The 22,205-nt window shown below is 64.0% G+C and carries 19 protein-coding genes; 4 read left to right on the plus strand and 15 right to left on the minus strand.

Annotated elements, in window-relative coordinates:
- Positions 1-215: 215 nt before the first annotated feature.
- From GPJ75_RS01370 to GPJ75_RS01380, 3 genes are read right to left on the minus strand one after another with little or no spacing between them, the layout of a single operon-like run.
- On the minus strand, positions 216-926 hold the full coding sequence (locus tag GPJ75_RS01370; protein WP_163264322.1) for an ABC transporter ATP-binding protein: 711 nt from the start codon (positions 924-926) through the stop codon (positions 216-218).
- Positions 923-2,164 (minus strand): ABC transporter permease, encoded by a 1,242-nt coding sequence (locus GPJ75_RS01375; protein ID WP_163264324.1) that lies wholly within the window; start codon positions 2,162-2,164, stop codon positions 923-925. The genes GPJ75_RS01370 and GPJ75_RS01375 overlap by 4 nt, the downstream gene beginning before the upstream one ends.
- A 7-nt stretch (positions 2,165-2,171) precedes the next feature.
- On the minus strand, positions 2,172-3,179 hold the full coding sequence (locus tag GPJ75_RS01380; RefSeq protein WP_163264326.1) for an efflux RND transporter periplasmic adaptor subunit: 1,008 nt from the start codon (positions 3,177-3,179) through the stop codon (positions 2,172-2,174).
- A 157-nt stretch (positions 3,180-3,336) separates the two neighbouring features.
- Between GPJ75_RS01380 and GPJ75_RS01385 the strand changes: the two genes are divergently transcribed.
- Together GPJ75_RS01385 and GPJ75_RS01390 are read left to right on the plus strand one after the other, a co-directional pair.
- Positions 3,337-4,029, plus strand: coding sequence for a TetR/AcrR family transcriptional regulator (locus GPJ75_RS01385; protein WP_163264328.1), 693 nt, complete (start codon positions 3,337-3,339; stop codon positions 4,027-4,029).
- Positions 4,030-4,131: 102 nt separating this feature from the next.
- Positions 4,132-5,253, plus strand: coding sequence for a 5-methyltetrahydropteroyltriglutamate--homocysteine S-methyltransferase (locus GPJ75_RS01390; protein WP_163264330.1), 1,122 nt, complete (start codon positions 4,132-4,134; stop codon positions 5,251-5,253).
- 91 nt (positions 5,254-5,344) lie between these two features.
- Here GPJ75_RS01390 and GPJ75_RS01395 read toward each other — a convergent pair whose 3' ends face one another.
- From GPJ75_RS01395 to GPJ75_RS01440, 10 genes are all read right to left on the minus strand, one after another.
- Positions 5,345-6,475 (minus strand): hypothetical protein, encoded by a 1,131-nt coding sequence (locus GPJ75_RS01395; RefSeq protein ID WP_163264332.1) that lies wholly within the window; start codon positions 6,473-6,475, stop codon positions 5,345-5,347.
- A 537-nt stretch (positions 6,476-7,012) separates the two neighbouring features.
- Positions 7,013-7,711: a L,D-transpeptidase gene (locus GPJ75_RS01400; protein ID WP_425483100.1), complete on the minus strand. Its 699-nt coding sequence runs from the start codon at positions 7,709-7,711 to the stop codon at positions 7,013-7,015.
- A 14-nt stretch (positions 7,712-7,725) separates the two neighbouring features.
- Positions 7,726-8,685: an ABC transporter substrate-binding protein gene (locus tag GPJ75_RS01405; RefSeq protein ID WP_163264336.1), complete on the minus strand. Its 960-nt coding sequence runs from the start codon at positions 8,683-8,685 to the stop codon at positions 7,726-7,728.
- A gap of 460 nt (positions 8,686-9,145) precedes the next feature.
- Positions 9,146-9,889 (minus strand): GntR family transcriptional regulator, encoded by a 744-nt coding sequence (locus GPJ75_RS01410; protein ID WP_163264338.1) that lies wholly within the window; start codon positions 9,887-9,889, stop codon positions 9,146-9,148.
- A 120-nt stretch (positions 9,890-10,009) separates the two neighbouring features.
- A complete protein-coding gene (gene ligM / locus GPJ75_RS01415) occupies positions 10,010-11,407 on the minus strand; it encodes a vanillate/3-O-methylgallate O-demethylase (RefSeq protein ID WP_163264340.1) in 1,398 nt (465 codons plus the stop codon).
- Between the two features lie 35 nt (positions 11,408-11,442).
- Positions 11,443-12,339, minus strand: coding sequence for a methylenetetrahydrofolate reductase (locus GPJ75_RS01420; RefSeq protein ID WP_246248862.1), 897 nt, complete (start codon positions 12,337-12,339; stop codon positions 11,443-11,445).
- Between the two features lie 386 nt (positions 12,340-12,725).
- Positions 12,726-13,742 carry an amidohydrolase family protein gene (locus GPJ75_RS01425; protein ID WP_163264353.1) on the minus strand — a complete coding sequence of 339 codons (1,017 nt, stop codon included), beginning with the start codon at positions 13,740-13,742 and terminating at the stop codon, positions 12,726-12,728.
- An 84-nt stretch (positions 13,743-13,826) separates the two neighbouring features.
- Entirely contained in the window at positions 13,827-14,606 is a 780-nt protein-coding gene (locus GPJ75_RS01430; protein WP_163264356.1) for an IclR family transcriptional regulator, read from the minus strand.
- On the minus strand, positions 14,603-16,519 hold the full coding sequence (locus GPJ75_RS01435) for a TRAP transporter permease (protein ID WP_163264358.1): 1,917 nt from the start codon (positions 16,517-16,519) through the stop codon (positions 14,603-14,605). Before GPJ75_RS01435 ends, GPJ75_RS01430 begins: the two co-directional genes overlap by 4 nt.
- Positions 16,520-16,526: 7 nt before the next feature.
- Entirely contained in the window at positions 16,527-17,480 is a 954-nt protein-coding gene (locus GPJ75_RS01440) for a TAXI family TRAP transporter solute-binding subunit (RefSeq protein WP_163264360.1), read from the minus strand.
- A gap of 218 nt (positions 17,481-17,698) precedes the next feature.
- Here GPJ75_RS01440 and GPJ75_RS01445 point away from each other — a divergent pair, with 218 nt between their 5' ends.
- The gene (locus tag GPJ75_RS01445) at positions 17,699-19,423 is read left to right on the plus strand and encodes a thiamine pyrophosphate-requiring protein (RefSeq protein ID WP_163264362.1); all 1,725 of its coding nucleotides are present in this window, start codon (positions 17,699-17,701) and stop codon (positions 19,421-19,423) included.
- Between the two features lie 146 nt (positions 19,424-19,569).
- Positions 19,570-20,319: a sulfite exporter TauE/SafE family protein gene (locus GPJ75_RS01450; RefSeq protein ID WP_205602437.1), complete on the plus strand. Its 750-nt coding sequence runs from the start codon at positions 19,570-19,572 to the stop codon at positions 20,317-20,319.
- A gap of 15 nt (positions 20,320-20,334) precedes the next feature.
- Here GPJ75_RS01450 and GPJ75_RS01455 read toward each other — a convergent pair whose 3' ends face one another.
- Positions 20,335-21,813, minus strand: coding sequence for a methyltransferase (locus tag GPJ75_RS01455; protein ID WP_163264364.1), 1,479 nt, complete (start codon positions 21,811-21,813; stop codon positions 20,335-20,337).
- Positions 21,810-22,082 carry a hypothetical protein gene (locus GPJ75_RS01460; RefSeq protein WP_205602438.1) on the minus strand — a complete coding sequence of 91 codons (273 nt, stop codon included), beginning with the start codon at positions 22,080-22,082 and terminating at the stop codon, positions 21,810-21,812. The genes GPJ75_RS01455 and GPJ75_RS01460 overlap by 4 nt, the downstream gene beginning before the upstream one ends.
- Positions 22,083-22,205 lie beyond the last annotated feature (123 nt).

Here is a 22,205-nt window from a genome sequence, read left to right on the forward strand (position 1 = left end):
TGCCGCACTGCACAAAAATGCAAGGCAGATATGCGTTTCGCCCCTTTAAACCGTGCCGTGACCGGACTATGTAAGCCTCAAGTTCTCGACGGGGTTCTCCTCCTCCCAAACCCTGTCGAGCCAGGCCAGCCTTATCCTCCTCCCAAGTGCTGGCCACCCAAAAAGGCGCCTGTCGGACCTCCTCCCCCGACAGGCGCTTTTTTTTGCCCTTTCCCTCAGGTCTTCTGCGCTTGTGCGCCGGCAACATCTTCACCGGCCTCGACCATGCCGTCCACCAGATGGATGCGGCGGTCCATGCGGGCGGCCATGCCGAGGTCGTGGGTGACGGCGACGACCGTCTTGCCACGTTCGCGCACCAGCGCCTCGAGGATCTTGAACACCTGCTCGGAACTCTTGGTGTCGAGGCTGCCCGTCGGCTCGTCGGCAAGGATCAGTGGCGGGTCGTTGGCAAGCGCCCGCGCCACCGCCACGCGCTGGCGTTGTCCGCCCGAAAGCTGGTCTGGGCGCTTATCGATATGACCTTCGAGGCCGAGCGATTCCAGAATCTCCGCCGCCCGCGCGCGCATCTCAGAACGGCTCCACCGGCCGAGCTTGCGCATGGGAATTTCGACATTCTCGCGCGCGGAGAATTCGGGCAGCAGGAAATGGAACTGGAACACGAAGCCGAGCATGGAAAGGCGGGTCCTGGCGCGCTCCCCCTCGCCCATCGGCTCGGCGTCACGTCCGCCTACCTTGAGCGTCCCGCTCGTTGGCCGGTCGAGCAGGCCGAGCAGATAAAGCAGCGACGACTTACCGGAGCCCGACGGGCCGGTGACGGCGATAAACTCGCTTTCGCCGACAGTGAGAGAGACGTCCTTGACCAGGGTAACGGGCACTGTCTCGTGCAGGATGCGCGTCAGGTTCTCCGCTTCGATCAGCGCGCTCATGTCGCGCCCCGTATGATGTCGACCGGATTCTGCCTGGCCGCGCGCCGCGCCGGCAGATAACCGGCCACCGCTGCCGAAGCCAGCGCGAAGCCGGATGCGATGAGATAGTGCCAGATGCTCCAGGCGACGGGCAGCTGCGTCATCTCCTGGCCCGTGGCGGCAAGCTCGAACCGCACCAGCGACAGGGCGTAGACAAGGCCGAAGCCGAGCACCCAGCCGAGCGCGGAGCCGCCAAAGCCGATCACCACGCCTTCGAGCAGGAAGAGGTGACGCATGTCGCTCTCGGCAAAGCCGAGCGACTTCATGATGGCGATGTCGCGTGCTTTCTCGTGGGTGATCGTGGAGATGATGTTGAAGATGCCGAAGCCGGCCACCAGCATGATGGCCGCGACGACCGTGTACATGATGACGTTGCGCACGACGAGCGCTTCAAGGATCGACTCGTTCGCCTCCTGCCAGGCCACGGCCTTGTAGCCAAGCTCGGCCTCGACGCGGCGCGCCACCATCGGCGCCTTGTTGGGATCATCGAGCTTGATGCGGATTTTGTTGACGGCATTCGGCCGCTCCGCCAGGATTTGCGCGTTCTTCAAAAGCGCATAGGCCTCGCCCTCGTCGCGCGCCGTCGTACCCGTATGGAAAAGGCCGACAATCCTGAAGTTGCGTGTCAGCCCCTGCGAGGAAACGGCGGTGACGGTGTCGCCAAGCTCCGCGCCCAGCCGCTCGGCCATGGTATCGCCGATGACGACGTTGTTGCCGCCCGCCGTCAGCGCTGCGAAATCGCCGGCGACGAATTCGCCGACGATGGGGGAAACGCCGCGTTCGCTCTGCGGGTCGACGCCGATGATTGTGGCGCCAACCTCACGGCCGGAAAAGCGCACTACCCCTTGCGCGTTCAAGCTGGGCGCGAAGCGGCCGGGAATCCATCCTTCGAGCCAGGCAAGGGCGGCCGTCGGATTGATGATGCCGCGACGGTCCTCGCGCGGCCTGAGGCCCGAGATCTCGGTGACGGCGAAGAGGGCCTCTGCCGGCTGACTGCGCGCCGAACGCTCCTCGTCGGTCACCTCGACGTGCGGCATGGTGTTGACGAGCTGCTCGACGAAGTCGTCCTGTCCGCCCTCCATGAGCGCCGCCATGGCGATGGAGAAGCCGACGCCGACCGCAACGCCGATGACGGCGACCAGCGTCTGCCGTCCACGCCCGGCAATATGGGTGAAGGCGATCTCCAGGATGAGCTGCATGGCCTTCTCACCCGTCCTCGGCGGAAACGCTCACCCGCGCGCCGTCATCGAGGTCCTGCGGGTAGGGTGAGACGATGCGTGCATCCTCGGTAAGGCCGGTGAGCACCTCCACCTTCTCCGTACCGCGAATACCGATCTCGACTTCCCGCAGCCGCGCCTCGCCTTCTTCGACGACGAAGGCGCGGTTTCCCTCAACGGCAACCGAGGGGATCAGCAGCGCGTCTTTCGAAACGCGGACGACGACGTTGACGTCGACCGACATGCCGATCATCAGCGGCGTCTCCTCCGGCAGGCGGAAGCGTACCCGATAGGTCTTCGAGACGGGATCGCCCTTGGGCGTGATGCTGTCGACGACCGCTTCGAGCTGCCGGCCGGGAAAGGCGTCGGAGCTGAGCAGCGCGCGCTGGCCCGGCTCGACGCGCGGTATGTCCTCCTCATTGACGTCGGCAACGACGAGGAGCGGGCTTGGGTCGCCCACCCAGAAAAGCACCGTGCCAAGGTCGGCCACCTCGCCCACCTCGCCATCCTGCCTCAAGACGACACCGGCGCTGGGCGCGCGCAAGACATAGCTTTCGAGCCGTGCCTTCTGCCCCGCCACCAGCGCTTCGAGCTGGTTCACTTCGCTCTGCGCCCTATCGACGGATTGTTGGCTGGTCGCATTCCTTTCGGCAAGCACGGAAAGGCGCCTCAACTCGCCCTGCGCCAGCGACAGCCGCGCTTCGAGCTCGGCAAGGGCGGCTTCCGCCTCCCCGGTGTCCAGTCGGGCGAGCACGTCACCTTTTTCCACCCTGGAGCCTTCGCAATCGCATTGCTCGACGATCCGCTCCCGCACCAGGGGCGTGACCTTCGCCCAGCGCCGGGGCTCGACCACGCCGCTGGCATAGACGATCTCCGCAGCGTCACCACGCGTCGGGCTCACGACCGAAACCTCAGCCGGCCGCCACGTATACCATATGGCCGCGGCCGCAATGACGGCCAGGGCCAAAAGCCCGATCAGAAGGCGCATCAGTGGCATGGTCGTCTCCTGGTGGCGGTTGATTCCGGCATTGGGCGGCGGTAGCTATAGCATTAGACCGACCGTCGGTCTAATGTCGTCCCGAAGCGGGTTTGCCGCGCACGGGTTCCACGTGCCTGGCAGTCCGTCTTTGACATGCCGCAAGGAGAGTTGTTGCGTGACCCGTGTGATCAAGCCGCCGGAAATCCGCTCCGCCGAGCTTCTCGACTGCGCCCAGCGCCTCTTCTTCAAGCACGGCTATGACAACACGACCGTCAACGACATTATCCGCGAAGCGGACATCTCGAAGGGCGCCTTCTATCACTATTTCGCCTCCAAGGAGGCGCTGTTGGAGGCCTTGTCGGCCCGGCTGGCACGCGAGAGCCTTGCCGAGCTCCAGCCTATCATCGACGACCCGTCGCTCGACGCGGTGGAGCGGCTCAACGCCCTGTTCGCCGGCTCACGGCGCCTGAAGGTGGAGCTGGCGCCACAGATGCGCAGCACCTTCGACGTCATCTTCCGGCCGGAAAACATCGTGCTTTTCCACCGCATCGATCAGGCGGTGAGCGCCGTCGTCGCACCTCTCATCGCCGACATTCTGGCCGAGGGCGCCAGGGAAGGCGTGCTGGATGCGCCCGATCCGAACGCTTTCGCCGACATGCTGTTGCAGATGCGCCTGGGGCTGGGAAAAATCATGCACCAGGCCCTCCGCGAAGCCGATAGCGGCAGGATCGACGAGGCCGTCCGTACGCTCGACATGCGACTGCGGTACTACGGCATTGCCGTCGACCGGCTCCTGAAGCTGCCCGACGGCACGATCCGGATGGCCGAGCCCGGATTTTCCCGCGCATTGCTCGAAGCCGGGCCATAAACCGCTTTCGGTGCCTTGCAGCACGCGGCCAAAGGCGTAAACATGGGCATCATCCAAAGGGTGCTCCCAGGCGCTCGCCAAGTCCCGAAAATCGAGGAAGCCATGACGACCCATACTCCGCCTTATCGCGCCGACCATGTCGGTTCGCTTCTGCGCCCGGTTCCCGTCAAGGAGGCGCGCAAGAAGTTCTACGAGGACAAATCCATCTCGGCCGAAGAGCTCAAGGACGTCGAGGACGCCGCCGTCACCGACGTGGTGAAGATGCAGCAGAACCTAGGCCTGAAGGCCGTCACCGATGGAGAGCTGCGCCGCTCCTTCTGGCACTTCGACTTCATGGGTGCTCTCGAAGGCCTTGATCTGGAGGAGCGGGAAGGAGAGCAGGGCCTGCAGTTCCACGGCGCAACCGTGCGGCCAATCTTCCCGACCATCACCGGCAAGCTGGACTTTCCCGACGATCACCCGATGCTCGACCATTTCAAGTATCTGGCGTCGGTGGCCAAGGTAACGCCGAAGATCTCCATTCCGGGCCCGAGCTGCTGCCACTTTCGGGTGGCCAAGGAGGACGTCCACCCGAAGGAATATCAGGATCTCGAAGTTCTCTTCGCCGATCTCGCCCGCACCTATGCCAAGGCGGTGAAAAAATTCTACGAGGCAGGCTGCCGCTATCTGCAGATGGACGACATCTTCTTCGCTTATCTGTGCGACCCGAAGATCCGCGCCGAAAAGAAGGCGGAGGGGCTCGACCCGGACTGGCTCATCGACCAGTACGCCAAGATGATGCGTGACGCCATCAAGGATCGGCCGGAGGACATGCTGATCGGCATGCATATGTGCCGCGGCAACTTCAAGTCCACCTGGGTTGCCGAGGGTGCCTACGATCCGGCGGCCGATGCCGTATTCAACAAGACGGGCGTCGACATCTATTTCATGGAGTACGACACGGATCGCGCCGGCGGGCTGGAGCCGCTACGCCTCTTGCCGAAGGGCAAGAAGCGCGTGCTGCCGGGCTTCATCACCACCAAGGTACCCGACCTCGAGCCTCTCGACGACTTGAGGCGCAAGTTCGACCAGGCAGGCAAATATGCCGATCTCGACCAGCTTGGCATCGCCCCGCAATGCGGCTTCGCCTCGACGGAGGAAGGCAATCTCATCACCGAGGACGACCAGAAGCGCAAGCTGGAGCTGGTGGTGAAGACTGCGGAGGCGATCTGGGGAGAGGTGTGAGCAGCACCCCTCCGCTGGCAAAGTGGAAAAGCGCTCTCATTCAGCCGAACGAGAGCGCTTTTATAAGATTGAGGGTAAACCGGCGGCGTGCTTATTCGCTCGCGACGAGTTCCTCGTCCCTCGGCGGTTCCTCGCTTTCCAGCACGGTACGGACCTCATCGATCTTGCCATGGGCATCGCCGACGCCGAGGAGATCCTTCGCCCAGTCCAGCATCTCCTGGTCGACGTAGTTCTCCGCACCATACTGCTCGACGCGGTTCGGGTTGGCGCCGGCAAGCAGAGCTTCCTCGAGCGCCTCATCGGTGACCGCGCCTTCAAGCTCGGTCAGGTCCGTCTCCAGCTCGATCGCTTCGGCTTCGGCCGCCTGGAAAGCCTCCAGCTCCTCGCTGGCGAGTGCCGTTTGCAGGTCTTGGCGTTCGGCTTCCAGTATGGCGATCTCGTCGACGGTCAACCCCGTGGTGTCGATCGTCTGAAGAGCGTCCAGCCGGTCGTGCAGCTCTTCGACCGTAAGGTCGTCATAGCTGAAACCATCGTAAGGCTCGATGCCGCCGACAAGCGCGGCGAAAGCCTCCGCGGCGGCGGCGAGCTCGATCTGAAGTGCGGCCAGATCCTCGGTGGCGATTTCGTACTCGGCTGAAGCCAAGACGTAGTCCTGGATGGCGGCCATCTTCGGATCATTGGCGTTGAGATAGGCGTGGTAATTGCGGTTGAGCGAGTTGAGCCCGGCCAGCTTGGCATGGAAATTCGACTCATGGTCCGGCCTCGGCTGCGGTACCGGGATCGGCTTGTGGGCAAGTACGCGGTTGCCCGCCGCTGGGCCATTGCCGCGCACCTTGCCTGTCGAACGGCTTTCACTTTTCGCCGTCTTGCGGCCGACGCCCAAGGCATTGCGCGCCGCACCGAACACACCGCCAACAAACTCTCCCAGATTCCGTGGCCCGCCGCTGCCCTGGCCTCCACGCTTCGTGGAGCGGTGTTCGATGCCGGCGGTCGAGCGCGCTTTGCCGCCAGATTTGTGGCCGTTGCCATTGCTTGCTTTGCTGCTCTTGCCGCCGGCATTTCCGCCACCTCCGCCATTGCCGCCGCCGTTCCCGTTGCCACCGTTCTTGGCATGAGCGTCGATCGAGAGCGCGGCGGGCGAAAAGCCGGTTCCGGACGTCATGACGGGCGTCAGCGAAAGGGCCGTTGCACAGCCGGCGATGAGGAGTATGCGGGAAATCATGATGCCTCTCCCTTGAATCGTTTTTCTTCTACTTCTTCGAGGGATCGTACCCGCGATCAGGTAACCGCCGAAATAACAAATTGTTCTGAATGCGTTTCAAAAGCCGACTTCAGGTGCGGCGAGTTTGGCAGCGACGTACGCGCGGGCGTGCCTGTCCTACGAAGGCTGGATCGACGTGACGTTTCCCTCGCCATCGATGATGCAGCTCATCCTGCTGCCGGCGGCATCGAGTTCGACCTGGTAGTTGCCGGCGTCAAGCTGTTGCGAACTGACCGGGAGCACCCTGGCACCCTCTACCCCCACGGAGTTCGCCGCGGCACTCGCACACAAAAGCTGTAAGTCGGCGGGTGCCGTCTGATGACTGGACCGGGCCATCTCCTGTGGCGCGGGTTCGGGGCTCGAAGCACACCCGGCAAGCAGTATCAGGCTTGCCATGAAGACTCCGGTGGCGGACACACCTGGGCCCCTGAACTGAAGCGGCGACATCAGCATTGTTTCCCCTCTCCAATATGACGTCCCCTTCGAACGTCCTTGTTCTCAAACACCCTTGTAGAGCGCTGCGCCTTGCATCAGCACAATCACTTTGGCCCCCACCGCAATGCGGGAATGCAGGTCGATAACGTCGTCGTTGTTCATGCGGATACAGCCCGACGATACATCAAGCCCGATCGTCCAAGGCTCGGGTGTACCGTGGATGCGGTAGATTGTATCCTGGTCGCCTTCATAAAGATAAAGCGCCCGCGCACCGAGAGGATTGTCCGGACCGCCGGGCATGCCGGCCGCCCATTGCCGGGCATTGGGATCACGCTCGACCATCTCCGCCGGCGGTGTCCAGGTCGGCCACTCCGCCGTCCGCCCTACCCTGACTATACCGGCCCATCCGAATCCCTCCCGCCCGACGCCGATGCCGTAGCGGATCGCTTGGTGATTGGGCTGAACCAGATAGAGGAAATGCTGGTTGCCGTCGATGATGATCGTGCCCGGTTCCTCCGCGGTGCGGAACTTGACGACCTGACGGCGAAAGGCTTCCGGCGGCTGCTTGTTGCGGGCGAAATATCTCGTCGCCGTCTGCCGGTCATATTTCACCCATTTGCGGGTTTGCGGATCGAATATCTGCGTTTCGGCATGGGTGGGCGTGGTTCCAAGACCGAAGGCCACCAGAAGCACGGCCGCGAAGATCCGACGATGCAAATGGGCGTTGCGCGTAACGGGGGAAGCCGCGGAGCGTTTTTCCATCGCCTTCTTCCCTGTCATGGCTTCACCCATTCTTCGACGCGCGCCCCATTGTCGGCGACCCATTTCTTCGCATAGTCGTGCGGATCCTGGCGCTCGACCTGGAGCGCATAGGTCATGGCGTTCACCTCCGCCGACCTGAAATTGACCTTTTCCAAGAATGCCGCCACATCCGGGTGTTCTTCGCCGAACTTCGTCGAATAGGCGATGTGGAAATGCGAGATGCCCCAGGCCACGGACGCGCTTGACTTGGAGATCCAAAGCGGGTCATCCGCGGGCGCGATTTTCCATTTCGACCGGTCGTGCGCCGGCTCCGTGAGCCGGACGATGTCATGGAGCTTGAAAACGTGGTGCGGCGCATAGCACGCAAAAACCATGGGCTGCCCGGTCGCCACGGCTGCATCGACCGCGGCCATCCCCACGTCCTCTTCGGCCTCGACGAGTGTCAGGGTCTCTGCATAGCCGTAGCTGTTGGCCCTGACCCGCTCGATGCCTGTCGAAGACCATGTCGACGCGCCGATCCACATCTCGCCTCGCCCGTCGCCATCCGTGTCGAGCGCGGCCGCCTTTTCCGGGTCGCTAAGATCCGCCACATCCTTGATGCCAAGCTCGGTGGCGGCTTCCGGGGTCGCGCAAAGACCCTGCCATGCCGGCACACCGACCAGGCTGACGATCACGCTTCCCTTGTCGCTCTCATATTTCCTGATCAAGTCATCAAGATTGGGACGCCAGACCTCGGGATGAATGTCCACTTCGCCAGAATCCAGCCCGCCGAATGCCGACAGCGTGCCCATCGCGCGGACCTCGGCATCAAGTCCAAACTTCTCTGCGATACTGACCTTGAGGATATTGGCCGTTGCCTGGCCGGACGGCCAGTTGGGCATTGCGATCACCAGATCCGCCGCCCGTGCTGAAGCAAGTGTTGTGATCACCGCCGCAGCGGTCAAGACTGTTCGGGCGATGCCGCATAACTGCATCTGTTGTCCCCTCTGGCATTTTCGCCACCTAGATAATCATAGTCTGTATACAAAAGCATAACCCGTATACAAAATGAAGTCATTTCATCCTGCCGCGAGCTCACTACGGCGCGTTTGGAGCGCGCCTCGCTCTCAGCCTCCTCCGGGCACCCAAGCTCGTGGCAACCGTAAGGGGAAATGCCGGCTGTGAACACGTTGTCTTACTGGCAGAAAAAAGCCGGGCACAGCGGCCCGGCCAAGATGAAGGTCAGAAAACCTCCAGAGGGGAACCATCAGCGAAATGGGAGGAGAACGCTGATGCATATTCGAGATAGGTAGGCAACTCGCGTGCTGCATGGAGCCATGCCGTTGCATCGATTGGACCAGTCGGAACAGCGCAACCGCCGATTTCGCGCCGCCCCCACTTCAATTTCTCAGCGTCTTCTTTCCTCGTCTCTCGCCCGCGCGGGGCTCTTGCAAATCAAGCCGAAACCAGCGCCAGCCCCGGCACACGGGGGATCAGGCTTCGGTCCTCGTCCAGCACGAACTCCATGTTCTGGCGCGCCAGCCGCGCGTGCTCGCGCGCCAGCGCCTCCGCGCGCCCACCTTCGCGCATCTCGATGGCTGAGACGATCTCCCGATGCTGGCGCTGGGCGTGCACCAAGGAAAGGCGGAAGGCGAGCACATCCTCCTGCTTTTCCAGGAAGGCGCTGGGCGAGGCGAAGGGAAGGTGCGCGGCCCGCTCCACCTCGCGCCGCATCATTTCGCTTCCCGGAAGCGTTGCCAGCATGGCGTGGAACTCGGCGTTGAGCTCCACATACTGGTCGAACAGCATGTCCTCCGGGCGGCCGCGAAAGGTCTTGTCGAGCTCGGACACAAGCTGCTTGATGGCCTTCATCCGAGCTGGCGGGACGCCGCGCTCGGCGGCAAGCCGCGCGGCCGTGCCTTCCAGAACGCCGCGCAGCTCGATGGCGTCGAAGACGTCGGCCATGGTGAAGCTGCGGGCCGCGTAGCCGCCGGAGGGGATTTGCTCCAGGAGCCCCTCTTGCTCAAGGCGCGCAAGGGCGGCGCGCAGCGGCGTTCGCGAGATGCCGAGCCGCTCGGCAAGAACCGCCTCCGACAGCCGCTCGCCCGGCGGCACCGCACCGCCCAGCACGAGCTCGCGCACGCCGAGCAGCGCCTTGAAGGTCTGGCTGTCCCGCTTCTTGTCCGCCGTGCGTCTCATCGCCCTCGCCCTGATCTTCGCAGCTTGTTCGGTGGGCCCAAGAATACCTTCTGTATACAACGGCTTGTCAAGCGTATTCCCTCCCCTGGGGCTAGACGCTCTCCAGGGGAGGGAAATGGGCTACACCGCCTGCTTGGTCCGCCAGCTCTCGGCGTAGGTTTCGCGGGCATCCCGCGAGTAGGGCACGGGCGAGACCTTGACGCGGATCTCCAGCTGTTTGTGCGGCTCGACGGTGGTCTTCTCCGTGCCGCCACCTTCCTCGCCCCACACGAGGGTGAGCACCTCGCCGATCTGGACATCGGGGTCGACCGTGCCCAGCGACAGCATGGAGCGCTCATTGTAGCTGTAGCCCGAGAACATGGAGAAGCCGACGGTCTTGCCGTTCTTCGTCACCTTGTCGTAGTTCGACGAGGCATAGTTCGACAGCGGCAGATCGATATATTTATAGCTGTCGATACCAGGCTCCAGAAGCGAGCGGAAGACCTTGGCCACGTCGTCGGCGTTCCAGGCGAAGGTCACCTTCCGGCGGTGCGGCCTGTCGGCGATCTTCTCCAGCGCCTCGCGGCCGATGAAGTCGTGGTCGAACTTGACGAACGGCCCGTAGCCCATCTCGTATGGCGTCAGATAATAGTCCTCGATGTTGTCGGAGACGAAGCTGCCGCCGATCGAACCTGTGCCTTCGTAGCCGTCGCCCGGCAGCCACTCGCGGAAGGCCTTCATCTCCTCGCCCGTGTAGACGGCCGGCAGCGGCGAGGGGATCCAGCCCGATTCCAGCGTGTTGGTGGCGTAGGCGCGTGAGCCGACGGGCACGATGCCGAACTCGGCTCCCGCCTCAAGGATGGTGGCGCGCACCTCCTCGCCCTCCTCGTAAGGCCCCCAGACCTCCAGCCCGGGCTCGCCCGACATGCCGTGGCGCAGGCAGCGCACCGTGCGGCCGCCGATCCGGATGGTATCCATGTTGAAGAACCTGACCTCGGGCAGCGGCCCGCCGTTCAGCTTCTCCAGGATCTTCATCGCCGCCGGGCCCTGGATCTGATAGCGGTAGCGCCGGCGCACCACCGGCTTACCCATCGGGCGGCCGGGCGAACGGTCGTCACGGTCGAGCTTGACGTCGTAGCCACCGGTCTTGCCATTGAACTCGACCCAGTTGATGGCCGGCACGCGGCCGACGATGAGGTACTGGTTCTCGGCCAGGTGGAACAGGATCACATCACCGATGACGTGGCCGCTGTGGCTGCAAGGCACGAACTGCTTGGCCTTGTCGACGGAGAAATTGGCGAAGCTGTTGACGCCGAGATACGACAGGAGCTTGAGCGCATCCGGCCCCTCGATCATCAATTCAGCCATGTGATGCGACTGGTCGAACAGCACCGCCGTTTCGCGCCAGGCGCGCTGCTCGTCGCGCCAGTTGGTGAACTCGGGCGGCACCACCGGATAGATGTAGGCGCCGATCCGTGAATGGCGCAGCATCTCCACCGGATTGCCGGCGCTTTTCAATTTCTGTTCCAGGTTCTGCATGGTTTCCTCCCTGCGATGCATGAGTTCGATGATCCTTACGCGCCGGCCATGGCGTCCTGGCGGCTGGGCTGCCGCTGCTCCTCGGCCCAGCGGGCGGAGCGTGCCGGGTCGCCGAAGGTGAAGAAGTGGACCCCGGCGATGCCGAGAGACGGGTCAACCGCCTGGGCAAGCGCGATCTCGCCCAGAAGCTCATCAGGCGTGAAACCCGCAAGCACGTTCCGAGCCAGATTGCCGCGTTCCCTGAGCACGCGCAAGGAGGCGCCGACACCGCAGCGAAGGGCGTATTTCATGAGCTTTGTCCGGTTGGCCGGTCCGGCGACGCCCACACGCAAGGGGGCCGCAATGCCGGCGCTGCGGAGCGCTTTGGCAAAGGTCACGACAAGTTGCGGATCGAACAGGAACTGGCTCACCAAAGCTGCATCGAGCCCGGCCTCGGCGGCGGCATCGAGTTTATCGCGAAGCGCCTGCCACAGCACGTCGTCGGCGATACGCGGGTGACCTTCCGGATAGCAGGCGACGGCGATCCGCCGGATGCCGTGCTCTTGAAGAAGTCCCGTCTGAATGAGTTGAAGGGCAGTGTCGAATTCGCCCGCCGGCCGGTCGCGGTCGCCGCCCAGCACCAGCGCCTTCTGCACCTCCGCCTCGCCGGCAAGGCCCGCCAGCATCTCCTTGAACTCCCGCCGGCTGCCGATGTTGCGGGCAACGATGTGCGGCACCGGCGTCAGGCCGGCACGGCGCAGCCTTGCCGCCGCCCTGACGAGCACCTCGGCGCTCTCGTTCGGCAGGTTGGCGACGAACACTTCCGTTCCAGGCCGGAGAATCTCGGCAACCGCACCGAGCGACCGCTCGTCGCGTGCCGTCACCTCGACGGAATAAGTCTGCAGCAGCGCTGCCAGCGCCGTCTCTTCCTCAGCTTCGTGCTCCCGCGCCATCAATCGCTCCTCATCTGCAAGACATGTCGGGTACCGATGCATCCTAGCGGTATACAATCTGCATTTCTTCCCAGGCCCTGTCAATCGTGCTTAGAACTCGAAAACAGAGTTGACCACTCCGTCCACAAGTGCGTCCTAAAGCACCTCTAGTGCCAAATTTCCTTTGTAACTATGACTTCTGGAGTGGAGCGCGCTTGAAAAATATGCCAACGCGGAAACGCTTCACACCGCGCCGAAGTTCCAGACCTCGCACACGATCGCTTCACCGGCCGATTTTCAGTATACCGGATGATCGATTCTGCTTATCTCTGGAATATCCGTTACGGATCAATGCTCTAGAGTGTCTTCGGACCGCAAGTAGCGGGGCGCATCCATCGCCCCTCCCCTCAGATGGTCAATCCAAGAAGCTCGACGGCATTGTCCTGGTAGAGTTTCCTGCGTGTCGCCTCGGACACGTCGAGCGTGTCCAGGATGCCGATCGTTTCGCGGATATACATCGGCCCGCCCTCGGGATCGAAAGGCGCATCGGAGGCGAAGAGCACGTGATCCTCTCCGAAAAACGCGATCGCGTGCTCGATGGCCTTGCGCGAGCCGAAAGACGCCGTGTCGGCGTAGAAGGCCTTGAAATAGTCGAGATGCGGCCGCTTCAGCGCCTTCAAGGCGGCAGCAAGATCGCGGTCGGTGGTGCGCTTGCCCATCTGGTCCCAGCCGGGGCCGACGCGCCCCTCGAAGAAGGGCACCATGCCGCCGGCGTGATGGGTAATGACCTTGAGGCCGGGATATCTGTCGAAGATGCCGGAGAAGACGAGACGCGCCATGGCGGCGGACGTCTCGTAGGGCCAACCGAAGGTCCACCAGATCTCATATTCGGAACGGCTCTCAGACTGATAGTCGGGGAAGCTCTCGCCCCGCGCGGGGTGCATCCACACGGGCTTCCCGGTCGAGGCCATATAGTCGAAGAAGGGCTCGAACTCGGGCAGGTCGAGCGGCTTTCCGGCGATGTTGGTGAATATCTGCATGCCGACCGCGCCGAGCGTCTCGACGGCGCGTCTCGATTCTTCAACCAGTGCGTCGGGATTGTTCATCGGCGCCGTGCCGATGAAGGCGGGGAACCTCTCCGGATATCGTTCGCAAAGCTCGGCCATGGAGTCGGAGCCGATGCGGGAAAGCTCCAGCGCCTTTTCCGGCCCGGCGATCTTCTCCAAGGGCGGCGAGGCGAGCGAGAGGACCTGGCGATAGTCCTCGCCGAACATGTCCATGACCTCGAAGCGCCGGTCGAGCTCCGTCATCATCGGCACCGCGCCCGAGCGCATGGTGATGTCGGTCATCTCGCCGACATGCGCGATCAGCGCCTCGAAGAAAGGTTTCGGCCAGATGTGGTTGAAAATGTCGATCTTCTTCATGGGTCCTCGCTCGCCGGTTGCCGGGGCAAGGATGCGTGGCGAACCATGTGAAGTCAACAATCATCTCACTAAATGAGATAACTGTCAGCCAACCTTCCCATTCTCCCGCTCCAGCGACAGCGCCTCGCTGATCTCCCGGCCTGCCTGGCGCACATGGGCGCTGATCTCGTCGATGTCGTTGCCGTTGACGAGGTGGCCGGCAATCGTCACGCATACGCTGGCGACGGGGCTGCGGCCGGCATCGTAGACCGGCGCGGCGATGCCGACCACGCCGGGCGTCACCTCGCCGAAGGCCACGGCGTAGCCGGCTCGCTTTACCCGCCGCAGGCTTTCGTAGACCTCTTCCACCGTGTTGCCGAGACCGATGGAGCGCAGATCCTCCATGTGCCGCTCGATCATGGGGACAAGCTGGCGGCGCGGCAGGAAGGCCATCAGCGAGCGGGCGATGGCGCCGCGGCCGAGCGGCATGGGCCGGCCGCGCGGATAGCTGCTGCGCGGGTTGGCGACCGAGCGTTCCGAGGCCACGCACAGGATGCGGCCGCCATAGCGCCGCACAAGAAGTGCGGTGCAGGCGTATCTTTCCGTGAGATTCTTGAGATGCTTTTGGCCGTTGAGAATGAGTGCGTCGGACTTGCGCAGGAGGAAGTCCATCTCCACCACCTTGGGACCCAGCGTGAAGCCGGCATTGGCGGAGGAACTCAGAAGGCCGGCTTCCCGCAGCGTCTTGAGGTAGCGGTAGAGCGTCGGCCGGCTGTAGCCCAGCTTCTCCATCAGCTCCTCCGGCGTCCATTCCAGGCGATCCTCGGAGAACACTTCCAGGATGGCCAGGCCGCGCTTGAGACTGTTGCCCGCGTTTTCGGTCAAGATAGCGCCTTCTTCCTCTGTTCGCGGGCACGGTAGGCCTCGACGGCTAGCAAGGCCGCACCGCCGCCAACCCCGACGACATCACTGTAGATTGCGCCGGCAAAGGCCCCCGCCGGCACCAGCGCCATGAGACCCGCAAGACCGAACAGAACCCGCATCGGCATCGACAGCCTGGTGGCGACATAGCCGGCGAGCGCGGCCGAGACAAGCCACACGCCCGCACCCGCGGTGACGACGGCAAAGACGATGTCCAGCGGCTCACCGATCAGAAGCAGCGTCGGCGAAAAGACGAACAGAAACGGCACGATGAAGGCCGACCAGCCGAACTTGGCCGAGGCGAAGCCGGTCTTCATCGCCGGCGCGTGAGCGATGCTGGCGGCAGCGAATGCGGCGATGGCGATGGGCGGCGTGATCATCGACATCATGCCGAAATAAAGCACGAAGAGGTGTGCGGCGATCGGCTCGATGCCCACCGCCACCAGTGCCGGCGCCACGAGTGCTGCCAGAAGCACATAGACGCCGAGCGTCGGCAGCCCCATGCCGAGCACGATGCACACCACCGCCGAAAGCACCAGAAGCACCGGCGCGCTGCCGCCGCCGATCTGCACCAGCGCATAGGTGAGGTTGAAGGAGAGCCCCGTGACGTTGAGCACGCCGATGACCAGCCCGGCGGCGGCCGAAATGACGATGATCTCAACAACCGCCCTGCCGGTCTCCTCGAAGGAGGAAAGCAGCCTGCCGATGCCCGGCCGCACCGATTGATAGCCGAACAGAAGCGAGGTCGCGACGACGGTGAGCGCGGCTGCGAGCGCGGAACGCTCCGGCTGCCAGCGCAGCGAGAACAGCGCGCCGATGAGCACCACGAAGGCAAGGACGAAGTGCAGACCCGCCAGCACCGGCTTCAACGGCGGAATCTCGGATTTCGGCACCGGCGCAATGCCGAGCCGTGCTGCCTCGAGATCCGCCTGGATGAAGAGTGCCACATAATAGAGCAGCGCCGGCACGAGGGCTGCAAGCGCCACCTGCGCATAAGAGATCTGCAGGAATTCGGCCATGAGGAAGGCCGCCGCTCCCATGACCGGCGGCATGAGCTGACCGCCCGTGGAGGCGACTGCCTCGATGGCACCCGCCTTGTGGGCCGGATAGCCGTCACGCTTGATCATCGGGATGGTGACGATGCCGGTGGCGGTGACGTTGGCCACGGCCGAGCCCGAGATGGAGCCGAACAGGCCGGAGGCCAGAACCGCGATCTTCATGGAGCCGCCGCGAAAGCGCCCCATGAGAAGCAGCGAGGCATCGGTGAAGAAACGCGAACCTCCGGTAAGGCTGAGGAGGTTGCCAAACAGGATAAAGGCCACCACCACGGTGGCGGCCACGGCCATTGGAATGCCCAATATGCCGTTGGAATCGAAGGCCATGTAGCCGGTAAGCATCCGCCAGTCCTGGGCGCGCCCGGCAAGCCGCCCCGGCACATGGTCGCCGAACATGGCATAGACGAGGAAGACGGCGATGATCACGACAAGGGCCCACCCCGTCGTGCGGCGCAGCGCCTCGAGTAGAAGCAGGATGATGACGAGGCCGGGCACATAGGCGCTGGGCGGCCGTGAGAAGATGAAATTGACCACCTGCGGATAGCGCAGCGCCACGTAGGCCACGGCCGCGAAGGCGGCGAGCGCGAGGAGGCAGTCGTACCAGGGTGCGACCTCGCGCGCCGCCCCACGTCGCGCCGGCAGCATGAGGAAGACGATCGGCAGGGCGAACGCCAGGACGACCGCCAGGAACTGCTGCGGATAGAACGCCATGCCAAAGCTGCGCGGCAGGTTGAGCGACCATGCCACCGCCGTGAGCGTCAGGCAGACAGAAAGGACGCCCGCGATCGGGCGCCAGATGCCGGGCGGAAGGCCGGGCGTCATCGCGTCCCTACTCGCTCCAGAGGCCGGCTTCCCGATAGAAGCGGATGGCGCCTGGATGGTACTCGGTCGGCGCCGTGTCGCCCACCATATCCTGCGGGTCGAACTGGTTGAAGGGCGGGAAGGTCTCGGCCATCACCTCCTTGCTCTCGTGCAGGATCCTGGTCATTTCGTAGACGACGTCCTCCGGCGCGTTCGCGTGGGTGAAGACGAGCTGCGGATAGGCCATGTAGTGGGCCTTTTCCAAGACACCCGGCGCCTCGCCCGGCTCCACCTCGACAAGGAAGGCCACCGGCCAGTGCTCGCGTATGGCGGCCAGCGTCTCCTCGTTGTTTTCCACCGGCAGCGCCCTCAGCCCACCGACGGCGGCATCGGCCTCGCGCACCTTGCCGGCGCCATGGGCGAAGATGAAGCCGACTGAATCCCCGGCGATGAAAGCATCCGCGCCGGCGACCACGCTTGGCACCTGCACCGGCTGCATGTCGTCGCGCGTCAGCCCGACTGAGGCATACATCGCGTCGAGCTGCGGCAGGATGGTGTTCTGCGCCGTATATCCGTCCACCATCGGCTTGCCTTTCAGGTCGGCGATCGTCTCGATGTCGGAATCGGCGCGCACGAAGATCGCTTCCCTGAGCGGCATGATGAGCCCGACCACCCTCAGATCCGGATTGGCGTTGCCCTCGAACCACGCCTCTCCTTCGAGCGCGTAGTTCACCTCCTGCAAATTGGCGACACCGAACTCGATGCCGCCCGAGGCCACGAAGGGGATATACTGGTTGGGACTGGTCGCCGGCTGGATGGTGGCGTTGAGGCCGCCCTTGTTGGCCGCGTTGGCGACCGCCGTGCCGATGTTGTGGAAGAGCGATCCAGGGTTGGATGTGGCGATGCCCACCGTCTGCGCCGCCGCGGCGCCGCTGAAGGCGAAGCCGGCCGCAAGCACGGCCGAAGCGATAAAGCGTCTCATAATTCTCCTCCGCTGCTGCTTGTAGGTCGCCGGCAAAGGCGACATAAATCCCTAAAAATGAGATTATTGTTTCATCATGCACTTGCGCTCGCCGATTTTTCAAGCGCATTCTGGTCCGGATCGCCCGCCGCCATGGCCCTTCCATATTCTGAAACGGGCCGGCGACGCTGAAACCGCGGGTATCCGTATCGATTTATGAGAATCGCAAGGAGGATGCGATGGCGCCCGACCAGGCGGCAGGAAAGAGGGAAGCGGAAGGTCGGACAGGCGCGGAAGACCTCCTCCTCGGGCTGAAGCGCGCCGGCATCGATTTCATCTTCGCCAACGCGGGAACCGATTTCCCGCCCATCATCGAGGCCTTCGCGGCGCTGGACGAGAGCGCCGTGCCGGTGCCCGTCACCGTGCCGCACGAGACGGCGAGCGTGGCCATGGCGCATGGCTACTACCTCCTCACCGGCCGGCCACAGGCCACCATGGTCCATGTCAATGTCGGGCTTGCCAATTCCGCCATGGGCGTCATCAACGCCGCCAGCGACAACATCCCCGTCCTCGTCATGTCCGGCCGCACGCCGATTACCGAGCACGGGCGGCGCGGCGCCCGCGTCTCGCCCATCCAATACGGGCAGGAGATGTACGACCAGTCCTCGCTGGTGAGCGACGTCGTCAAGTTCCACTACGAGATGCGCTATCCCGAGCAAGGTGGCTTGCTCGCCGCGCGCGCCGCGGCACTCGCCATGAGCGAGCCGAAAGGTCCGGTCTATATCAGCCTGCCGCGCGAGGCGCTGATGGACACCGTGCCGTCCTCCGCCACCGATGGCGCTCGCCCGCAGATGCCGGCAACGGTGCCCTACCCCGATCCAGTGGCCATCGCACAAGCCGCGCAATGGCTTTCGGTGGCGAAAAGCCCGCTGATCGTTTGCCAGCGCGGCGATCCCGATGGACGCGTTGGTACCGCCCTTGCCGAACTGGCGGAGACCTTCGCCATTCCTATCGTCGAGCCTTTCTCGATCCGCAACGTGATGGCCTCCGACCACCCGATGTTCCTCGGCTACGACATCAAGCAGCCGCTGGCCGAGGCAGACGTGGTGCTGGTGGTCGACAGCGGCGTGCCATGGATCGAATCGCTGCACCGCCCGGCTACGGAGACGAAGATCGTCCATCTCGGCCCTGACCCGAATTTCCAGCGCATGCCCGTTCGCGGCTACCAGGCCGACCTCGCCATCGCCAGCGATGCCGCCGCCGGGCTCAGAGCGCTTGCGGCCGCCATCGCGCCGGCGGCGGGCGTGGGCGAGGAGCGGCGTTCCCGCTGCGCGCGGCTGAGCCGGGAGCGGCTGGAGAGGGCGGACGAGGACGCGGCGGCGGGTTGCAACAGTCCCATAAGCACGGAATGGATGAGCCATTGTGTTTCCGCGATCATGGGCGAGAGCGCGGTAATCTTCAGCGAACTCGGCATCCTGCCAGGCTCGATGCGCGTGAAAGGGCCGAACCGCATCTTCAGCAATCCGCACTCGGGCGGCCTCGGCTGGGCCCTGCCGGCGGCCCTCGGCGCTCAGCTTGCCGACCGCGAGCGGCTGGTCATCGCTTGCATGGGCGACGGCTCCTATATGTTCGCCAATCCGGTCGCCTGCCACCAGATCGCCGAGGCGCTGGAACTGCCGGTGCTCACCATCGTCAAGAACAACGGCATGTGGAACGCGGTACGCCGCTCCGTCGTCAACAGCTATCCGGGTGGTGCCGCCGCAAAGGCGAACCTTATGCCGCTCATATCGCTGGAGCCCTCTCCCGACTACACCCAGGTGGCCGCCGCCAGCCGCGCCTACACGGAGCGCGTGGAGCACGGCGCGGACTTGCCTGCCGCGCTTGGGCGAGCGGTGGAGGTGATCCGCAAGGAGCGGCGGCAGGTTGTGCTGGACCTGAAGGTCGCCGTTTCCGACAGGTACTAGGATGGGATTCACATTGCGCTTCCCAACCATGTGTCCCCCAGGTGGAACCGAGGGTTGCCGCGCTGAACGCTTTCCTGGTTTAACCAGATCGATTTTCGGGTAATGAACCCAAACCGACCACGATCCCCCAAGAACGGACCCGCCACGTGGCTTTCGAACCGGTGCAACTCGCCATCATCTTCGCCTGTCTGGCGGGCGGCGGAATTCTCAAAGGGGCGACCGGCGCTGGTGCACCGGTGCTGGCGGTGCCGGCGCTGGCGATGATGTTCGACGTGAAGTTTGCCGTGGTGGTGATGATCATGCCGAACCTGCTCACCAATATCTGGCAGGGGTGGCTTTTCCGCCGACACCGTCTGCCGGCCTCCTTCGTCTGGGGTTTTGCCGCCGCAGGTGCGGCGGGCGTCCTCGCCGGCACGCTGATGCTCGCCTTCTTCTCCCAGAGGCTCCTTTCGCTCATGGTGGCGGCGGCGGTTTTCGGCTACGTACTTCTGCGGCTTGCGCGGCCGGACTGGAAAATCGCCTACCCGCTGGCCAGCCGGCTGCGCCTGCCAGCTGGCCTCACCGCCGGTGTGCTGCAGGGCGCCTCCGGCATCTCGGCGCCCGTCTCCATCACCTTCCTCAATGCGATGCGGCTGGAAAGGCCGGTCTTCATCTCCACCGTTTCAATCTTTTTCGCGGTCATGACCGTGCTACAGATTCCCGCACTCGGTTATTTCGGCATCCTGTCGGGGCACGGCGCCCTGATCAGCCTCGCCGCCATCTTCCCGATCCTCGCCTTCATGCCCGTCGGCTCAGTGCTGGCAAGGCGCCTGTCGAAGGAAAACTTCGACCGCGTCATCCTCGTCCTGCTCAGCATGCTGGCGCTGAAGCTGGTCTACGACGCCCTGGCGGGCTGAACCGGCACCATAGGTTCAACTCACCTTCGCCTCGGCGAAGTAGATGTGTCTCTTGCCGCCCTTCAGCGCCTCTTCGGCCCTGATGTCGAAATGGGCTTCAAGCAACGCGCGGAAGATTTCCGGGTGATAGTCGTTGTACTGGTCCTCGCGGTTGGCGAGCAGCGTCTGCACCATCTCGTCGTCGCGGCCGACGAATTCGATCACCACCGCCGTCCCGAGCCCCGCCAGCCACTCGATGAAATCGGCGAGCGGGATGTTGGCGGTGATCACGATGTGGTGGATGAGCGCCAGGCACAGCGTCAGCTCCGGCCGGCCACGCTCGGCGATGCCCTTACGCTCCGCGCCGCGCCAGCCCTGGTTGGGCGAGGCGTCGGCCAGGTTGACGACCAGCGGCAGGATGGACTTCGACGCCGCCCCGGCCTTCTCACGGCGGTAGAAGTGCTCGATGGCCATCCAGTCGCCGTCCATGGCCACCACGTAGTCGGCGTGCTCGGCGGCAATGCGCGAGAAGGTTCCGGTGTTGCAGCCGAGATCCCAGGCTAGCCGCCAGCGGCGGCTTGCCGCCGCCTGGTGCACGAAATCGGCTTTCCGCGCAAGCTCCGCGTCTTCGTAGGAATGGGTGCGATCGTATTCGGACCACTCGGTTTTCGTGCGTGCGGGCTCCAGCTTCGAGACGAGGGCTGTCAGCTTCTCCACGTTCCGCTCGATCAGTGCCTTGCCGAAGCCGGCATCGGCAAGCGCGCCGCGCATGTCCTGCCTGCCGCCGGCATAGCGTTTCTGCAGCGCACTTTGCGCGGCCACGTGCAGGAACACGCCGGGCCGCATGAGATCGCGCGCCGACATCAGGGCACGCATCTCTTCTGCAGGGATACCGTCGATGCGCCCGCGCAGCCAGGGGCGGAAGTCGATGCCCTTATAGGCGGCGAGCATCAGCGGATAGAGGAAGAGTTCGCAGAACTGCCGGTAACCCACCCACGGCTCGCCTTGTCTGAGCGGCTCGAAGGAAGGAACGTCGATGAAGACCGGGTGCACGCCGTTCCACTGGATGTTGTAGGGCGAGGAATCCTTCAGGATCATGTCCGCGCGAAGCGCGCTGCGCATCAGGTCGAGATGCAGCAGCGCGGCGTCCTTCAGCATGCCGAAGGTCCACTCGTAGGGGTAGGAGATATAGGGGACGCGGGCATGCTCCAGAACGCCCGCCCAGGCGCCAAGGGCGATGTTCTCTTTCCGCGGGTCGGCCAGGCTCGTCTCAATGATCCGGCCCCCGCTGCGGAAGCCTTCGAAGAAAGGCGCTTCCCGCAGGTGCCGCCAGTTCTCCAGCGCCCGCTCGCTCACATAGCGGAACACCCGCCCGTCACGATAGAAGACGGCACCGTTGCGATCGCGATAGGAACCGGGCTCCAGTTCGCCCGCTCCATCGGAAGGCGCGCCGCCGGGCCCGCCGGCCTCGGCTCGGTTCGGCGCCTCGGCTTTCAGCGCGTGGGTCTCGTTCACCTATCGGCCCGCGGTTGCGACTCCGCAACAGGCTCGTCCTCCGCCTCGTCCGTCTGAGGCGGGTCTTGTCTCAGCCCGACGAGCGAAAGGAATTTGTGCCAGTAGAGCTTGCCGGCGATCAGCAGACCCGCAATACCCCCCAGAAGCACCTGGAGGATCATGCTGCCTGTGCCGGCATCCAGATAGGCATGTGCGCCGGAAGCGGACATGCCGAGGAACAAAGTAGAGAGGGTAAGCGGAAAGAGACGAGAGAAAAATCTAACGTGCATCGAAGCTCCCTTTCGTCGGACCGGAGACGAACGCGGTTGACGGCTGTCAACGTGGTCGAGCAGAAGACGTTCCTTGTTGCTTCAAAAAAGTGACATAAATCTGTCATAAACGCTGACCGGTAG

Source organism: Chelativorans alearensis, assembly GCF_010993735.1.
Lineage (GTDB): Bacteria > Pseudomonadota > Alphaproteobacteria > Rhizobiales > Rhizobiaceae > Chelativorans > Chelativorans alearense.

Coding starts and splice junctions, on each gene's coding strand:
- GPJ75_RS01370 (WP_163264322.1), bottom strand. CDS start 926: ATGAGCGCGCTGATCGAAGCGGAGAACCTGACGCGCATCCTGCACGAG.
- GPJ75_RS01375 (WP_163264324.1), bottom strand. CDS start 2,164: ATGCAGCTCATCCTGGAGATCGCCTTCACCCATATTGCCGGGCGTGGA.
- GPJ75_RS01380 (WP_163264326.1), bottom strand. CDS start 3,179: ATGCCACTGATGCGCCTTCTGATCGGGCTTTTGGCCCTGGCCGTCATT.
- GPJ75_RS01390 (WP_163264330.1), top strand. CDS start 4,132: ATGACGACCCATACTCCGCCTTATCGCGCCGACCATGTCGGTTCGCTT.
- GPJ75_RS01395 (WP_163264332.1), bottom strand. CDS start 6,475: ATGATTTCCCGCATACTCCTCATCGCCGGCTGTGCAACGGCCCTTTCG.
- GPJ75_RS01400 (WP_425483100.1), bottom strand. CDS start 7,711: ATGGAAAAACGCTCCGCGGCTTCCCCCGTTACGCGCAACGCCCATTTG.
- GPJ75_RS01405 (WP_163264336.1), bottom strand. CDS start 8,685: ATGCAGTTATGCGGCATCGCCCGAACAGTCTTGACCGCTGCGGCGGTG.
- GPJ75_RS01410 (WP_163264338.1), bottom strand. CDS start 9,889: ATGAGACGCACGGCGGACAAGAAGCGGGACAGCCAGACCTTCAAGGCG.
- ligM (WP_163264340.1), bottom strand. CDS start 11,407: ATGCAGAACCTGGAACAGAAATTGAAAAGCGCCGGCAATCCGGTGGAG.
- GPJ75_RS01420 (WP_246248862.1), bottom strand. CDS start 12,339: ATGGCGCGGGAGCACGAAGCTGAGGAAGAGACGGCGCTGGCAGCGCTG.
- GPJ75_RS01425 (WP_163264353.1), bottom strand. CDS start 13,742: ATGAAGAAGATCGACATTTTCAACCACATCTGGCCGAAACCTTTCTTC.
- GPJ75_RS01435 (WP_163264358.1), bottom strand. CDS start 16,519: ATGACGCCCGGCCTTCCGCCCGGCATCTGGCGCCCGATCGCGGGCGTC.
- GPJ75_RS01440 (WP_163264360.1), bottom strand. CDS start 17,480: ATGAGACGCTTTATCGCTTCGGCCGTGCTTGCGGCCGGCTTCGCCTTC.
- GPJ75_RS01445 (WP_163264362.1), top strand. CDS start 17,699: ATGGCGCCCGACCAGGCGGCAGGAAAGAGGGAAGCGGAAGGTCGGACA.
- GPJ75_RS01460 (WP_205602438.1), bottom strand. CDS start 22,082: ATGCACGTTAGATTTTTCTCTCGTCTCTTTCCGCTTACCCTCTCTACT.